This is a genomic window from Affinirhizobium capsici, from assembly GCF_977018625.1.
Genome location: NZ_CDRNXD010000006.1, coordinates 48392 through 63458 on the forward strand (window position 1 = coordinate 48392; position 15067 = coordinate 63458).

17 protein-coding genes are annotated in these 15067 nt (G+C 53.1%); 4 read left to right on the forward strand and 13 right to left on the reverse strand.

The genetic code is table 11. The features are described 5' to 3' along the window. Positions 1–9 precede the first annotated feature (9 nt). The 8 genes from AC0JZ1_RS17685 to AC0JZ1_RS17720 form a co-directional block, all read right to left on the reverse strand. Complete coding sequence (locus tag AC0JZ1_RS17685; protein WP_471883856.1) at positions 10–771, reverse strand: M48 family metallopeptidase; 762 nt, start codon at positions 769–771, stop codon at positions 10–12. 112 nt (positions 772–883) lie between these two features. Then, positions 884–1303 (reverse strand): DUF2852 domain-containing protein, encoded by a 420-nt coding sequence (locus AC0JZ1_RS17690; RefSeq protein ID WP_471883760.1) that lies wholly within the window; start codon positions 1301–1303, stop codon positions 884–886. Between the two features lie 140 nt (positions 1304–1443). Further along, complete coding sequence (locus AC0JZ1_RS17695) at positions 1444–2724, reverse strand: polyhydroxyalkanoate depolymerase (RefSeq protein ID WP_471883761.1); 1281 nt, start codon at positions 2722–2724, stop codon at positions 1444–1446. A gap of 238 nt (positions 2725–2962) precedes the next feature. Further along, entirely contained in the window at positions 2963–5389 is a 2427-nt protein-coding gene (gene gyrB, locus AC0JZ1_RS17700) for a DNA topoisomerase (ATP-hydrolyzing) subunit B (RefSeq protein WP_471883762.1), read from the reverse strand. A 128-nt stretch (positions 5390–5517) separates the two neighbouring features. Then, complete coding sequence (locus AC0JZ1_RS17705; RefSeq protein ID WP_471883763.1) at positions 5518–5883, reverse strand: helix-turn-helix domain-containing protein; 366 nt, start codon at positions 5881–5883, stop codon at positions 5518–5520. Then, complete coding sequence (locus tag AC0JZ1_RS17710) at positions 5880–6437, reverse strand: Smr/MutS family protein (RefSeq protein ID WP_471883764.1); 558 nt, start codon at positions 6435–6437, stop codon at positions 5880–5882. The genes AC0JZ1_RS17705 and AC0JZ1_RS17710 overlap by 4 nt, the downstream gene beginning before the upstream one ends. Further along, positions 6434–7552 (reverse strand): murein transglycosylase A, encoded by a 1119-nt coding sequence (gene mltA, locus AC0JZ1_RS17715; RefSeq protein WP_471883765.1) that lies wholly within the window; start codon positions 7550–7552, stop codon positions 6434–6436. Before mltA ends, AC0JZ1_RS17710 begins: the two co-directional genes overlap by 4 nt. Then, a complete protein-coding gene (locus AC0JZ1_RS17720) occupies positions 7549–8247 on the reverse strand; it encodes a Tim44/TimA family putative adaptor protein (protein WP_471883857.1) in 699 nt (232 codons plus the stop codon). Before AC0JZ1_RS17720 ends, mltA begins: the two co-directional genes overlap by 4 nt. Before the next feature lie 115 nt (positions 8248–8362). On the opposite strand from AC0JZ1_RS17720, the gene AC0JZ1_RS17725 reads away from it, so the two are divergent. Both AC0JZ1_RS17725 and secB read left to right on the forward strand, forming a co-directional pair. Continuing rightward, positions 8363–8869 (forward strand): FxsA family protein, encoded by a 507-nt coding sequence (locus AC0JZ1_RS17725; RefSeq protein WP_471883766.1) that lies wholly within the window; start codon positions 8363–8365, stop codon positions 8867–8869. An 84-nt stretch (positions 8870–8953) separates the two neighbouring features. Continuing rightward, complete coding sequence (secB, locus tag AC0JZ1_RS17730) at positions 8954–9415, forward strand: protein-export chaperone SecB (protein WP_471883767.1); 462 nt, start codon at positions 8954–8956, stop codon at positions 9413–9415. Between the two features lie 58 nt (positions 9416–9473). Here the strand turns inward: secB and dnaQ are convergent, their stop codons facing one another. Genes dnaQ through AC0JZ1_RS17755 form a run of 5 tightly spaced genes read right to left on the reverse strand, consistent with a single transcriptional unit; the run spans position 9474 to position 13078 of the window. Next, positions 9474–10172 (reverse strand): DNA polymerase III subunit epsilon, encoded by a 699-nt coding sequence (dnaQ, locus tag AC0JZ1_RS17735; RefSeq protein ID WP_471883768.1) that lies wholly within the window; start codon positions 10170–10172, stop codon positions 9474–9476. Continuing rightward, positions 10165–10773: a dephospho-CoA kinase gene (gene coaE, locus AC0JZ1_RS17740; RefSeq protein WP_471883769.1), complete on the reverse strand. Its 609-nt coding sequence runs from the start codon at positions 10771–10773 to the stop codon at positions 10165–10167. The genes dnaQ and coaE overlap by 8 nt, the downstream gene beginning before the upstream one ends. Then, complete coding sequence (locus AC0JZ1_RS17745) at positions 10770–11621, reverse strand: shikimate dehydrogenase (RefSeq protein WP_471883770.1); 852 nt, start codon at positions 11619–11621, stop codon at positions 10770–10772. Before AC0JZ1_RS17745 ends, coaE begins: the two co-directional genes overlap by 4 nt. Beyond that, positions 11614–12213: a Maf-like protein gene (locus AC0JZ1_RS17750; protein ID WP_471883771.1), complete on the reverse strand. Its 600-nt coding sequence runs from the start codon at positions 12211–12213 to the stop codon at positions 11614–11616. The genes AC0JZ1_RS17745 and AC0JZ1_RS17750 overlap by 8 nt, the downstream gene beginning before the upstream one ends. A gap of 43 nt (positions 12214–12256) precedes the next feature. Continuing rightward, entirely contained in the window at positions 12257–13078 is an 822-nt protein-coding gene (locus tag AC0JZ1_RS17755) for a pyruvate, water dikinase regulatory protein (RefSeq protein WP_471883772.1), read from the reverse strand. A gap of 399 nt (positions 13079–13477) precedes the next feature. Here AC0JZ1_RS17755 and hemE point away from each other — a divergent pair, with 399 nt between their 5' ends. Beyond that, on the forward strand, positions 13478–14518 hold the full coding sequence (gene hemE, locus AC0JZ1_RS17760) for a uroporphyrinogen decarboxylase (protein WP_471883773.1): 1041 nt from the start codon (positions 13478–13480) through the stop codon (positions 14516–14518). Then, a complete protein-coding gene (gene hemJ / locus AC0JZ1_RS17765) occupies positions 14508–15050 on the forward strand; it encodes a protoporphyrinogen oxidase HemJ (protein ID WP_471883774.1) in 543 nt (180 codons plus the stop codon). Before hemE ends, hemJ begins: the two co-directional genes overlap by 11 nt. Positions 15051–15067: the final 17 nt, after the last annotated feature.

Here is a 15067-nt window from a genome sequence, read left to right on the forward strand (position 1 = left end):
CTTCTTGGATCAGGAGAAATCCAGTGCGTGAAGCTGCGATCCGTTTGCCTTTAGCCATCGCCGTGCCTCTTCGGTGCGCGGGCAGAGCTTCTGGCACAATGCCCAGAAACGAGGACCGTGGTTCATTTCCTTAAGGTGGGCGACCTCGTGTGCCGCCAGATAGTCAATGACGAAGGGTGGGGCCATTACGATCCGCCAGGAAAAGCTCAAGGCTCCATCCCATGTACAGGAGCCCCACCGGCTGCGCGTATCTTTCATAGTAATGGAGCGAACAGACCTGCCGATGGACGCGGCATGGGCAAACGCCAATCTTTCCAGATCGGCCTTGGCTTCCTTTTTAAGGAATGCCGCCAGCCGCCTTGGCAGGTGCTCCTCCAGCCCGCTGACCTGCAATACGGGACCGTCATCACGCTCAACAATTTGAGTAAGGCCACGAATTGCGCCCGTATGAACAATGCGGTGGGAAAGGCCACGAATAGCGATATGACCACCGACGCAAAGTCCATCGTGATGTTCGAACTTAGAAAGCTTCTTTCTCAGCCACTCGTCGTGACGATCCAGGAAGCTGTCGATCTCCAGAGACTTGAGACCGCGCGGCACTGTCAACTTGAGGCCCCGTCCGCCTGCATCGATGCGAAGTGTAATTCGCGTCGCGCTGGCATGTTCCCGAATAGTGAGCGGCAGCGACCGCTCGCCGACACGAAGCACCCTCTCCTCCTTTTTCAGAGGCTTGGGTTTGGTTCGAACCGGCTTTCTCAGGATGGTGAGCATAGGCGTCATTTAAAACTGATTCGCCACTTCACCAAGTCCTACCCTCCAGGTGGTTGCGCGTATTTGAAGTAGAACCGGCGCCACAGGGGCGCCGGGGAATGTCGCTGAGATCTCAAACCGTGGGATACTGACCCTCAGACCCGCGATTGTTGCGTTCGCGCATGAAGCGATCAAATTCTTCCTGATCCTTTGCGCGGCGAAGTTCGCGCAGATAGCTGTCGAATTCCTCGCGCATCTCCTCCAGCTTCCGGCGCTGTTCTTCCATGCGATCGAGTTCGGCCTTGCGCCAATCATCGAATGCAACATTGCCGGTTGAGAATGGCGTGCTGTAGCGACGACCGGACCTGCGGAAATTGGAAAATAGTCCATCAGCGCGTTCGTTCGCATTACGTTTGAAATCACGTAAACGATCGCCGAACAGTATGTAGGCAAGCATGGCCAGGCCAAGCGGCCAGAAGACCACAAAACCCAGCACCATGAGAGCGATGGTCGCTGGCGTCCAATCCGGACGTATCAATGCTGACTGGTTCATGGGGGCATTACCTCGTTCGTAAAAAGGCTCGCATCATGCGTCCTTCGATAATTCGATGTGGTAAGCCCATATCGGCGCTTCAAGAACAGGCACCCCTGATTTGCCGAAGTGTCTGTTCTCATTTTCTGAAATTGCCGTGATCAGCCGGCTTTACCGCCTCTAATGACCCGTGGAGCCGGGTTCTTTCGAACGGCCTTGGAATGCTCACGGGTAAAGGCGAGAATACGCGGCGCGATTTCCTTGCGGAAACGCGAACCATTGAACACGCCGTAATGCCCAACATCCGGCTGGACATAATGTAGACGCTTATTGTCCGGGATATTGGTGCAAATGGTCTGCGCGGCGTGGGTTTGACCAACGCCGGAAATATCGTCGTTTTCACCTTCAATGGTTAAAAGAGCGACATTGTGAATTGCCTTCGTGTCCACCGACGTGCTCCGGTGCATCATCGTGCCCTTTGGGAGGGCATGCTGAATGAACACTGTGTCGACCGTCTGCAGATAGAATTCAGCCGTCAGATCCATGACTGCCAGATATTCATCGTAGAAATCGCGATGCTTCTCCGCCGATTCACCGTCGTTTTTCACAAGGTGCTGGAAAAAGTCCTTATGCGCCATCAGGTGGCGATCAAGGTTCATGGACATGAAGCCGGACAGTTGCAGGAAACCGGGATAAACCGGACGCATGAAGCCTGCCTGAGGCCAAGGAACAGTCATAATGACATTGTCCTTAAACCATTTCAGCGGACGCTCCTGCGCAAGCTGATTAACAGCCGTAGGGTTGATGCGTGTGTCGATCGGCCCGCCCATGAGGATCATTGACGAAGGTACAAACGGATCATCAGCCGCTTCCATGACAGCAACTGCCGCCAGTACAGGAACGGACGGCTGACATACGGCGACTACATGCGTATCGGGGCCGAGGTGATGGAGCATGTCGATAATGTAATCGATGTAGTCATCCAGATCGAAAGTGCCGTCCGTGATTGGAACGGTGCGCGCATCTTTCCAGTCGGTGATGTAGACATCCGCACCCTGCATCAGCGCTTCCACCGTACCCCGAAGCAGGGTTGCATAGTGGCCTGACATTGGAGCGACGATCAGGATCTTTTGATCTGCTGGGCGGCTTGCAGGCAGCGCTCGCTCAAAATGCAAGAGATTGCAGAAGGGTTTGGACCAGACCACTTTCTCCGTGACCTTGACGGGATGCCCGTCCACCGTCGTGGTAGGCAGGTTGAATTCCGGCTTCCCATAGCGACGGGTTGCGCGCTCGAACACTTCCAGACTCGCTGACAAAGTTCGCCCGAACGTGGTTTGTGAAAGAGGGTTCAATGGATTTGTATAAAAGAAGCGCATGGCTTCGGTCGTGGCGCGAAATGGCGCCATGGCCGCGTGGTTCAACTCATAGAGCTGGTAAAACATGCAGACGCCACCTTTCTTATTTGTTTCCGCTCGCGGCATTCCGTTTAGCTGACTACAGGTCTAGCATGGCGAAAGTAAACTAACAGGTACCGTGTGCGGTGCAACACGCCCGATGAGGCGCTGAGCATCACAATTGTGCAATGCATCAATTCAAAGAATTGGTGTTTGGTTCCAACGAGCTGGATTGTGTTTCACGTGAATCAATCCACAGAAAAGATTCACGTGAAACAAATCGTGATTAGATGTCCAGGTTGGCGACGCTGAGTGCATTATCTTGGATGAATTCGCGACGCGGTTCCACCTCGTCGCCCATAAGGCGAGCGAACAGGCCGTCCGCATCGGTAGCGTCGTTGATCTTCACTTGAAGAAGCGAACGTACGTTTGGATCGAGCGTAGTTTCCCACAACTGTTCGGCGTTCATTTCGCCAAGACCCTTGTAGCGCTGCATTGAAAGACCCTTCCGCCCCGCGGCGAAAATCACGTCTAACAGTGCACGGGGACCAGAAATCTCGGTCGGTTTATCCTTCAGGGTGAGGACTGGCGGCACCGAGTAGATCTCTTTCAAACGGTCGGTCATTTGATCGATGTGACGCGCATCGGCCGAGCCAATCAGGGCCACATCAATAATCGCAGATTCCTTTACGCCGCGCACCATGCGCTCGAATCGCAGGCCGCCTTCGCCAGTCACGTGTCCGGTCCAGCCCCGCTCCGTTTCTTCAGCAATCATGTCCAGACGACCGGCAACCTCATCCGCTGTCTGCTGCGCGCGCTCACGATTATCCGTCAGATCAGGATGCAAGGCTCCACCGATCGCAGCCTGCTCCACGATAGAGCGGCTATAACGCGAGTGAAGCCCTTCAACCAGCGATCTCAAACGCAACGCATCCTGGATAACGTCACGCAAATCAGCGCCAGCGCGAACTTCGCCAGAACCAAGGGTCAACGTTGCGTCTTCAAGGCCTTGACCAATCAAGTATTCCTCAAGCGCCTTCTCATCCTTCAGATACTGGATCGATTTACCGCGTGTCACCTTATAAAGCGGCGGCTGCGCGATATAGAGGTGGCCACGCTCTATAAGCTGCGGCATTTGGCGGAAGAAGAATGTTAGCAACAATGTACGGATATGTGCACCATCGACGTCAGCATCTGTCATAATGATGATCTTATGATAGCGAAGCTTATCCGGGTTGAATTCATCCTTACCGATAGAAGTGCCCAGAGCAGTAATAAGTGTACCGATTTCCTGACTGGACAGCATCTTGTCGAAGCGCGCGCGCTCGACGTTCAAGATTTTGCCACGCAGGGGCAGAATGGCCTGGTTTTCACGCGAACGACCCTGCTTGGCAGAACCGCCAGCGGAATCCCCTTCAACGAGGAAGAGTTCAGATTTTGAAGGATCACGCTCAGAGCAATCCGCCAGCTTGCCCGGCAGTGATGCGATATCGAGCGCACCTTTCCGACGGGTCAGTTCTCTTGCTTTTCGGGCAGCTTCGCGTGCAACGGCAGCTTCGACCACTTTCCCCACGAGGATCTTGGCTTCTGTCGGATGCTCCTCAAACCAAGTGCTCAAGGCCTCATTTACAAGATTCTCGACTACGGGACGAACTTCGGAAGAAACGAGCTTGTCTTTCGTTTGCGACGAGAATTTGGGGTCAGGAACCTTGACTGAGAGAACAGCGCTCAAGCCCTCTCGGCAATCTTCGCCCTGAAGCGATACCTTTTCCTTCTTCAGGATGCCGGACGAGTCCGCATAGGATGTAACCTGCCGGGTGAGTGCAGCACGGAAGCCCGCCATGTGCGTGCCGCCGTCGCGTTGCGGAATGTTGTTGGTGAAGCAAAGCACGTTTTCGTGGTAGCTATCATTCCACCACAGAGCTACCTCGACCGAGATGCCATCCTTTTCGCCACGAATGGCAACCGGCTTTTCAACGAGAGGCTTCTTCGCGCGATCGAGATAGCGAACGAAGGCTTCGAGACCGCCATCATAGATCATCTCTTCCTGGCGGATATCGGACTTACGCTTGTCAGTCAGCAGAATTCGAACACCAGAATTCAGGAATGCCAGTTCGCGCAAACGGTGTTCCAGCGTTCCGTAATCGAACTCGGTTTTGGTAAAAGTCTCGGTGCTGGGCAGGAAGGTCACTTCAGTGCCGGAGCGACCTTCGTAATCGCCAGTAACCTTGAGCGGCGCATCTGCGACCCCATGGGTAAAGCTCATCTCGTGAACTTTGCCACTTCTGCGAATTTTAAGGCTCAGACGAACAGAAAGCGCATTGACAACCGACACGCCAACGCCGTGCAGACCGCCAGAGACTTTATATGAGTTCTGGTCGAATTTGCCCCCTGCATGCAGCTGGGTCATAATCACTTCGGCTGCGGAAACGCCTTCACCTGTGTGGATATCCGTTGGAATACCGCGACCGTTATCGGTAACCGTTACGGAACCATCCGCATTGAGCGTCACCGTAACAATGTCAGCGTGACCTGCGAGAGCCTCGTCAATCGCGTTGTCTACGACTTCATAGACCATGTGGTGCAGGCCCGAACCGTCGTCCGTATCGCCAATGTACATGCCTGGCCGCTTGCGTACTGCATCAAGACCCTTGAGAACCTTGATGGAATCGGCGCCATATTCTGCACTCGCGCTGACGGGTGTATCGGTCATCAATCAACTTTCTTGTCTTTGGTGCTCACGGTGTCAGGCGAATCACCGCTGTCCTGGTTCGGACTATAAGAAAATCCCGTCAAGTTTCCAAAGCGCGGAACGGCGAAAACCGGGGATGACTGCCTGAGTTACCCGTTAATTTGGGCGTTTTCCAGCAAGCTTGTCATTTCTTCTATCACCTTTGGTTCCAGAGTGCGAATCCGGCGCGCTAAAAGATTGGCAAAAGCGGTATATTCTGGGGGCAAACCGACGGTATCCAACACGACGCGCGGATCTGACGCTTCAGCCACCCGGTACAGTTCTTCCGCTTCATCCCAGATTATATGAAAATAGCCAGCCACCCTTTGCAGGAAATCAAAACTCGGCTTTCCACGCTTTCCGTGCTCGAGAGCAGAAAGATAGGCGGCAGACACCCCAAGCGCATGCGCCATTTGCTGCTGCGTCACACCTTTGCGCAGTCTCAGTTCCCGCAAGGTCTGCCCAAACGGTGTCACTGGGACCCTTCCCGGCGGCTTAAACGCACATACAGCGCCCCCTCCCCGCCATGCTGGCGTGCGGCTGATTCATAGGAAGAGATCAAAAAGCGGAATTCTGCCTTTGAAAACCACAGTGGCACCGCCCGTTTCAACGCGCCTTCGCTTCCAAGGGAACTTCCCTTGCCAGTGATAACCAGCACATGGCGGAGACCCCTCTCGTGGGCACGAAGCAGAAAATCCAAAAGCACCCCATGGGCCTCACTCTGGATCATGCCATGAAGATCAATGCGCGCCTCCAGCGACAAACGACCGCGTGCCAGCTTGCGCTTTACAGGTCGTTCCAAAGGATGATGCTGACCGGAAGCGGGCTTTGTCGGGTTATTGACCTGTTCGGGGCCGGAGGAGATTTTAGCTGGATTCGTCTCCGATGTATCCGTCTCAGGCGCAGCGTCCTTCAAGGCCTCTTCAAACTCCAGAAGTGTTTCCAGGCGTCCGGGCAGTGGCCGCGCCGTCTTGGCCACCTTACCCCAAAGGATGCGTTCCTCATCCTGAAGTTTGCGGCCCTTCTTCATGAAAGATACCGCTCGGCGGCTTGCTTGGGGATCAGAATGGTGAAATCGGCTGAATGCCGGACGGTTCCAGCCAATTCCCCTGCATCATATCCGGAACCGGTAAAAATGTCTCCTCGCGCTGGTCCTACAATGGCAGAGCCGGTGTCCAACGCCAGCATCAACCGACCAAAGCTCCGACCGTCATCAAGGTGCGTCAGACCTTCTGCTTCTATGAAAAAAGGGAAGCCGAAGGTATGGATCAATCGATCAACAGCCAATGAGCGACCTGCAATCAAAGGCACTTTGGCAGCGGCAATCGGGCCTAAATTATCATCGGAAACGTCCGCCTCGCGGAAGAAGATGTAGGATCGATTATGCCACAGAACTTCATCCACCTTAGCCGGATTCTCCGCCAACCAACGGCGAATGGACTGCATAGAGATTTGCGAGGCATCAATCTCGCCGCGATCGATCAACAACTTGCCGATAGGTGAAAAAGGATGGCCTGCTTTGCCAGCATAGGTGATCCGCTTAAGACTGCCATCTGTAAAGCGAAGCCGGGCGGCACCCTGTACATGGGTAAAGAACACATCGACCTTGGAACGAGCCCAGGCGATTTCCAAGCTCTGCCCTTCAAGATAACCCTGGTCGATTGTACGCCTGTCTGGATAGAGGTCAAGGCCGTCCAGTGTCTTTCGGGCGAAAGCATAATAAGGGTCTATGCCAGATGGGCGGTTACTACCATCTATATCCACGAGATCCAGTGGACGGCGATAGAACGGAAATTGATAGCCGGATTCCTTTGTGGCTGAAACCTCTACTTCCGGTTCATAAAAGGCTGTAACAAAGCCACGTCCGCCGCCTTCTTTCTCTATACGGAACGGTTGGCACTGATTTTCAAAAAAGTGCCGAGCCTCTTTTGCACTCTCTGTGTCTTGAAATTTTGCTGCTTCGAAGAGCGGCAAAAGGTCATCCGCCGTTAGACCGAGTGTGCCTGTTTTATAGGGTTTTGTGCCGCGAAGATAATCGAGGCAGCTTCGCATAGCAGCGAAAAGGGGACGGGGGTCGTCGACCTCCCACCCCCTCAACTCTGAAAATGAGATCGGCTTTAGCTTTGGAAGTTCAAGGAGAGTCATTGCTCGGATTCTGTTGCAATCAGCTTCCAGTTTGGATCGCGCGAACGCACATCGCGAGCGAAAGTCCAAAAATCGATGACTTCGGCCACAGCTTCTGCGTCACCTTCGATGAGGGTATTGTTCCTGTCATAGGTAGCAGAAATGAGCTGGCTGACGATTTTTAGCGTAATCTGCTCTTCGTGATCCTTCACAGAGGCATGAACGAAATCGGACTTGTGGATGCCAACGAAAGTAGACTTAACCACTTCTCCGCGGCTCTCACGTTCCGAAATTGCAGCTTCAAAGCCATCATAGACTTCCTTCGACAGCAAATTCTTGAGGCTTTTTCGATCGCCATCGGCAAATGCCATGACAATCATTTCATAGGCCATGCGCGCACCGTTGATGAACTCCTTTGGCCTGAAACTTGGATCAGCGCGAACGAGGTCTCGCAGTCCATTATTCAGGTCAGAACCAGCAGGTGCCACAGCGTCGATCTCAGCCCATTTCTGTTCTTCATCGACAGTTTCGCGGCGAGGAAGTTGAACAACCTTTTCTTCTTGGCTGCCAACCTCGCGACCAGATTGGCGAGCAGCAAAAGGATCAACAGGCGGCTTCTCATGTCCGGTCCGGCGGCCAAGCACGCTCCGTAACTGCAGAAAGATCAGAACGGCAGCGACCAGAAAGAACAAAGTTATGAAGTCATTCGCGCCCATTTTCACCCGCAGATCGTTGGAATATTGATTGTTCCATCTCATATAGTCTGATCTGTTCCGCATTCAAATAGCGGCTGTTATCTTCCTTTCTCCTCAACACGAGTACCAGCAAACCATGCGAACCTCTCTTCTACCCATCCTGCTTCTTGGCCTGCCCCTGGCAGAGATTGCCGGCTTCGTTATCGTCGGCAAGTGGCTGGGCGTGTTCGGTACTCTGGGTCTGATTGTGCTTTCCTCATTGATCGGAATTGTACTTCTACGATCTCAAGGGCTAGCAGTCTTGCGTCAGGTCAACCAAGAAGGCCGTAGCGGACGGGTTCCGAGCGAAGCAATCGGTAACGGCGCAATGATAGTCATTGCTGCCATCCTTTTGATAATCCCAGGATTTCTGACGGATATCGTAGGAATCTTGCTTTTCATTCCCGCCGTGCGGCGCTTCATCTGGCGTGGATTAGGGCAGCGGGTTGTGGTGCGGACATCCTATTCCCAATCAGAAAGCCACCAAGGGCCGGGTCAATCTCAGCGTCCAGCAGAAAAGGTTATTGAGCTTGATGCAGATGAATTCGAGCGGGGGCCGAACCCTTCCTCACCTTGGTCATCCGGCCCCAAAAAAGAAGATTGAGCCAGGAGTGGCCTGGCTCACAAGGTTGTAAGGGTCACGCTGAAGTGATAGACGGCGCTAAAGATACAAGCCGAGGAACAGCCAATGGCAAACGAAAATGATTCCCAGAACCCGTCTTTGACGATTCTCGCCCAGTACACCAAGGACCTTTCTTTTGAAAATCCAGGTGCACCGCGTTCGCTGCAGGCACGTGACAAGGCTCCAGCAATCAACATCAACGTTAATGTGAATGCCAATCCGCTTTCTGAAACTGAATTCGATGTCATTCTGTCGCTGAGCGCCGAAGCAAAGGACGGCGACAAGGTCGTTTTTGCAACGGAACTGGTTTACGGCGGCGTGTTTCGCATTACAGGTTTCCCACAGGAGCACATGCTGCCGGTTCTCTTCATTGAGTGCCCGCGCCTTCTGTTCCCGTTCGCTCGTCAGATCATCTCGGATGTGACCCGCAACGGCGGCTTCCCCCCACTGATGATCGACCCGATCGACTTCGGCCAGATGTTCGCGCAGCGTATCGCGCAGGAACAGAACCAGCCTTTGAACAGCTGATCATTCTTAGGAAGATCAATTCTGAAAGCCGGCCATGCGCCGGCTTTTTCATGTTCGGTTATAAGGAATAGCGGGACCACAGGGCCTTCGCACCAAGCGAGGAAACCATGGCCTGATGCGCTTCCAATTCTGATGCCGATACGCGTGACGGCAGAGGACGAGGGCGGGTCATGATCTCCACCTCAACATCATCGACTTCAACAGTCGTTGTACCTTCATCGGCACTCATCAGGCCGAGCGCCGCCTGACGACCCCCGATCATTTCGATATAGACTTCAGCAAGCAGTTCGGAGTCGAGCAAGGCTCCATGCTTGGTGCGGTGTGAGTTATCTATGCCGTAGCGTCTGCACAGTGCATCAAGCGAATTTGGTCCCATCGGGTGCTTGCGGCGTGCGAGAGCCAACGTATCGATGACCTGATCCTGGGGAACTGGCGGAAGACCCAATCTGTCAAATTCCGCATTGATAAAGCCCATATCGAAGGTCGCATTGTGCGCGATCCATTTTGCACCTTCGAAGAAAGCTTGCAGCTCATCAGCGATGTCGGCGAAAAGCGGCTTATCCTTCAGAAAATCATCCGTAATACCGTGAACGGCCAAGGCATCGGGGTGAACCTTGCGTTCGCCAGGATTGATATAGACGTGGAATGTGCGCCCAGTCGGAAAATGATTGAGAAGTTCGATACCGCCGATTTCAATCACGCGGTCTGCCTTGCTCTCAAGGCCGGTGGTTTCTGTATCGAAAATGATCTCACGCATTGCTATTCTCGCTGAGTATACCCGCCCGAAGTTGACGCAAAATATCCGTCACCCTTGCCTTGGCTTGCTCAATACCATGGCCGGTATCAATGATGAAATCCGCACGACGCCGTTTTTCCGCATCCGGTACTTGCCGTGAAAGAATGAGGTTGAATTTCTCCGGGGTCATGCCCGGACGCGAAAGCACCCTTTGCTCTTCAATTTTAGCATCGCATGTCACCACTATAACTGTATCGACCCGGTCATCCCCATTTGTTTCGAAGAGAAGCGGAATATCGAGCAGAACAAGGTCTGCACCATTGCCGCCTTGCCTTTCCAGAAATTTTTGTTCACGCTCACGCACAAGAGGATGGACAATTTGCTCCAATATCTTGAAGCTTGAAGGATCGTTTGCCAGCTGGCGAGAAAGTTCTGCTCGATCGACATGACCATCTTTTATGGTGCCTGGAAAGGCTTGTCGAATTGGCTCCACTGCGTCCGTGCGGTAAAGATCATGAACCACAGCATCGGCATCATTAACTGGAATACCTTGCTCAGCGAAAATTCCAGCCGTGGTTGATTTGCCCATGCCGATAGACCCGGTCAGTCCAATGATGATCATGTGGATTTTTCCATATCGGCAATAATCATTTGGCGCAGGGCATCATCCACCATCGGGCGGTGACCGAACCACCGCTCAAAACCAGGGACTGCTTGATGCAACAACATCCCAAGCCCATCGACAATGGTTCTTCCCTGTTGTTCCGCCCTCGATAGCATCGGCGTTTTCAACGGCACGTAAACGATGTCTGTCACTACAGCGGTCTCTGAGAGAAGAGAAAAATCGACATCAATTACCCCCTCTCCCTTCATGCCAAGCGAGGTAGTGTTAATGAAAAGCCCTGCCCCCGCCATCACTTCGCTAAGCGCTTCCAAAGGGTGCGCGTGGATGCAGGAACCGAAGCGATCTGCCAATTCCTTGGCGCGAGAGACGGTGCGATTGAGAACATGAATTTCGCGGATGCCCCGATTGCGTACTGCCTGAATAATCGAGCGGCTGGCACCTCCCGCCCCCAGAATGATGGCACGATCTGTGTTGTGCCAGCTGGGAGCGCGCTGATCGAGATTGGCGGTGAAGCCATGACCATCCGTGTTGGTGGCGCAAAGATGTCCGTCCGCAAGCCAAAGCGTATTGGCGGCTCCGAGTTCTTCAGCCAATTCATCCGGGCGGTCAGCTAGTTTGAACGCTGCTTCCTTGTGAGGAATGGTAACATTGCCGCCCCGAAAACTGCGACCAGTTTTCACCTCGGCGATAAAGCTTGCAAATTCGGCTTGCGTTTTTTCGACAGCGGTATAGCTGCCGTTGATGCCGAACCTACGCAGCCAGTAAGAATGGATAAGAGGTGAACGTGAATGACCGATAGGATGGCCAACCACAAAAGCTGTTAACGTTTCACGTGAATCAGCCATCAATCGCTCCCAGATTTCGCAGTGCATCCAGAAGCGGGAGCATTGGAAGGCCGAGGATGGTAAAGTAGTCACCTTCAATGGCAGAGAAGAGCTGAATTCCTTCCCCTTCAAGCTGATAGGCGCCAACGCTCGACATGACCTTTTCGCCTACCTTGTCCAGGTAAGCTTCAATAAACTCGTTTGATAGCGGCCTGACATGCAGCTTGGCCGAAAAGACCCCTTCCCAAAGAATGGCTCCGTCCTTTACGAGGCTGACCCCGCTATTCAACTGATGCGTCCTTCCCGATAGCGCCACCAGAGTTTCACGTGCCTCCTCTCGTGAGGCGGGCTTATGAAAAACACGATCCTCGAGGGACATCGTCTGGTCCGAACCGATTACCAGACAAGCCGATTTGCGAGCACTCACCTCTAGCGCCTTCGCCCGCGCTAGAAGAAGCGCAATATCTGCTGGTGACGTGGGTGACGCGCCGAATTCTGCCTCTAGCGCGCGTTCATCAATGTTGGCTGGTAACGCTTCAAAGATCAGACCCGCATTTTTCATCAACATGCGACGAAACGGACTGGAAGAGGCAAGGACTATCGATTCTTTCACATGAGCACCCTGCAGGGAAAACGGGAATTGGACGCGAATCGCTCTATCGCAGCTTGGGACGCAGAGCAACGATGGCCGCTGCCGTCTCTTCAATGGATCTGCGTGTCACATCAATGATTGGCCATTGATGGCGTGCGCAGAGGGCCCGAGCGTATTTCAGTTCTTCGTTGATGTTGGCTCGATCCGTATAGGGACTGCGATCAAACCCTTGAACTGTTCCCAGTTCGCGATTTTCCCTCACCTGGGAAATCCGGTCAGTCGTTGCAATGAGACCAACAACTAGCGGGCGGGTGGCACTCAGTAGAGCGGCTGGCAGCGGTGTCTCCGGTACGATCGGAACATTGGCAACCTTGATGCCCCTGTTGGCGAGGTAAATGCTCGTCGGTGTCTTGGACGTGCGGCTGATGCCGACGAGTACCACATCAGCCTCATCATAGTCTTCTGCCATCTGGCCGTCGTCATGATCCATTGCGAAATTCAGCGCTTCGATGCGCCGGAAGTAATCGGCGTTCAAGGCATGTTGCGCACCGACCCTGCGTCTGGATCGGGAACCGAGATAGGTCTGAAAAACAGCCAGAACCGGTTCAAGTAAATTGACCGAGGGAACCCCTAACTCTCGGCAGCGTTCATCCAAGTGTGCCGCAAGAATCTGGTCCACAATCGTATAGAGCACGATGCCTGGTTTTTCATCGACAGATTCCAGAACTGAGGCAAGCTGCTGCCGATTTCTTATGAGCGGATAAACATGCTCGATAGGCATTGCGGTGCGAAATTGCGCGGAGGCTGCACGACCGGCGGAGATCAATGTCTCTCCTGTTGAGTCAGATATGAGATGAAGATGGAAGAAGGTTTTCCGGTTCTCCACGCTAATCTTCCTCTCCTGTTTATAACCTGGGACAATCTGACTGGCGGAGATAGGGCGTGCTGACCCATCGGGAAAACTGCCAGCTTATCCACATTTGGCTTCGGCTTGGGCTTCTCTTCATCCTATCTGTGAGTTCTGGGGACAATATGCCGCGATAATGAAGATCTCCAGACTTATCCACAGTTAAGCATGATTTTCAGACGAAACAAGCCTCTGATTTTTTTGGATTATCCAGATTATACCATTTTATTGGCCGAGCGTTACATATTGCGCTTACAGACGCGTTAATGAAGGCTTTACCCTTGTTACCTGTGCAAGAGAAATGATCCCTGCTACCCACCGACTCTAAGAATCAGAAAACAAAAAGATTCTAGATTTCTTTGTTTAGGAGAACTCCGCTTGACCATCATTCGCCGTAAGCTTCTGGAAGTGCTGGATGGTAAAACTGTCACCCCTCCTCCAATTTGGCTTATGAGACAGGCCGGTCGTTATCTTCCCGAATATCGCGCAACACGTGCGCAGGCTGGCAGTTTCCTTCAACTCTGTTATTCGCCTGAACTTGCGACAGAGGTGACACTTCAACCGATCCGTCGTTACGGTTTTGATGCGGCCATTCTGTTTTCGGATATTCTGGTTATCCCAGATGGGCTACGACGCAATGTTCGTTTCGTTGAAGGCTCGGGTCCGAAAATGGACCCCATCGACGAAGCGGAAATTCGAGCTCTCGATGCATCGAACGTTTTGGATCACTTGAAGCCGGTTATGAAGGCCGTCAGTAGCATTAGGGCTGCCCTGCCACCAGAGACCACCTTGCTAGGCTTCTGTGGCGCTCCCTGGACCGTTGCGACCTATATGATCGCTGGACATGGGACGCCGGATCAGGCTCCAGCCCGCCTCTTTGGTTACAGGTATCGTGAAGCCTTCGAATTCCTTCTCAATCTGCTTGCAGAGATTTCAGCTGATTACCTCGTCGCTCAAATCGATGCCGGAGCAGATGCGGTACAGATCTTCGATTCTTGGGCCGGTGTTTTGGGTGAAGCAGAATTCGAGGCTTTCGCCATTGCACCTGTCGCAAAAATGATCCGCTCCATCAAAAGCCGCCGTCCTCAGGCCAAAATCATTGCTTTCGCCAAAGGCGCGGGCATGAACCTGAAAACCTATCGACAAAAGACGGGGGCAGACATGATTGGTCTCGACTGGTCCGTGCCGTTAAGTTTCGCAGCTGAATTGCAGAAGGATGGTCCGGTACAGGGAAATCTCGATCCAATGCGTGTGGTTGCTGGTGGCATGGCGCTGGATGAGGGAGTTGATGCGATTCTCAACGTGCTGGGCAATGGACCGCTCGTGTTCAACCTCGGTCATGGGATCACACCAGAGGCAAATCCGGATCATGTCACGCAGATCGTGGATCGCGTTCGAGGCTTTCACTATGGCCGGTGAACGACAAATCGATGCTAAAGCCGGGCAGAAAGCCGCCACTCGTGCTGTAATGGCTTTGGCGTTTTTCGTATTGCTCCTAGTAGGTCTCTATATGCTGCGGCCAAATGATTTTTATCTCTGGGCAAAAGCTTTCCATGTGATTGCTGTGATTGCCTGGATGGCTGGCCTTTTCTACATGCCGAGACTCTTCGTCTATCATACTGATGCCGAGCCTGGTTCGCAGCAATCTGAAACCTTCAAGGTAATGGAGCGTCGCCTCCTAAAGGTGATCATGAACCCGGCGATGATGATCAGCTGGATATTGGGCCTCTACCTGGCATGGCAGGGTTTCTCGTTTCAGGGCGGATGGTTGCATGGCAAGATTTTACTCGTCGTGCTGCTAACAATTGCGCATGTGCATCAATCGCACGCAGTCCGCCAGTTCGCGGCTGACGGCCCACGCCATACTGCGCGCTACTGGCGAATGATGAATGAAATCCCGACAGTTTTGATGATGCTCATCGTCATTCTGGTCATCGTTAAACCGTTCTGAGATAAGTTTGTTGTTCC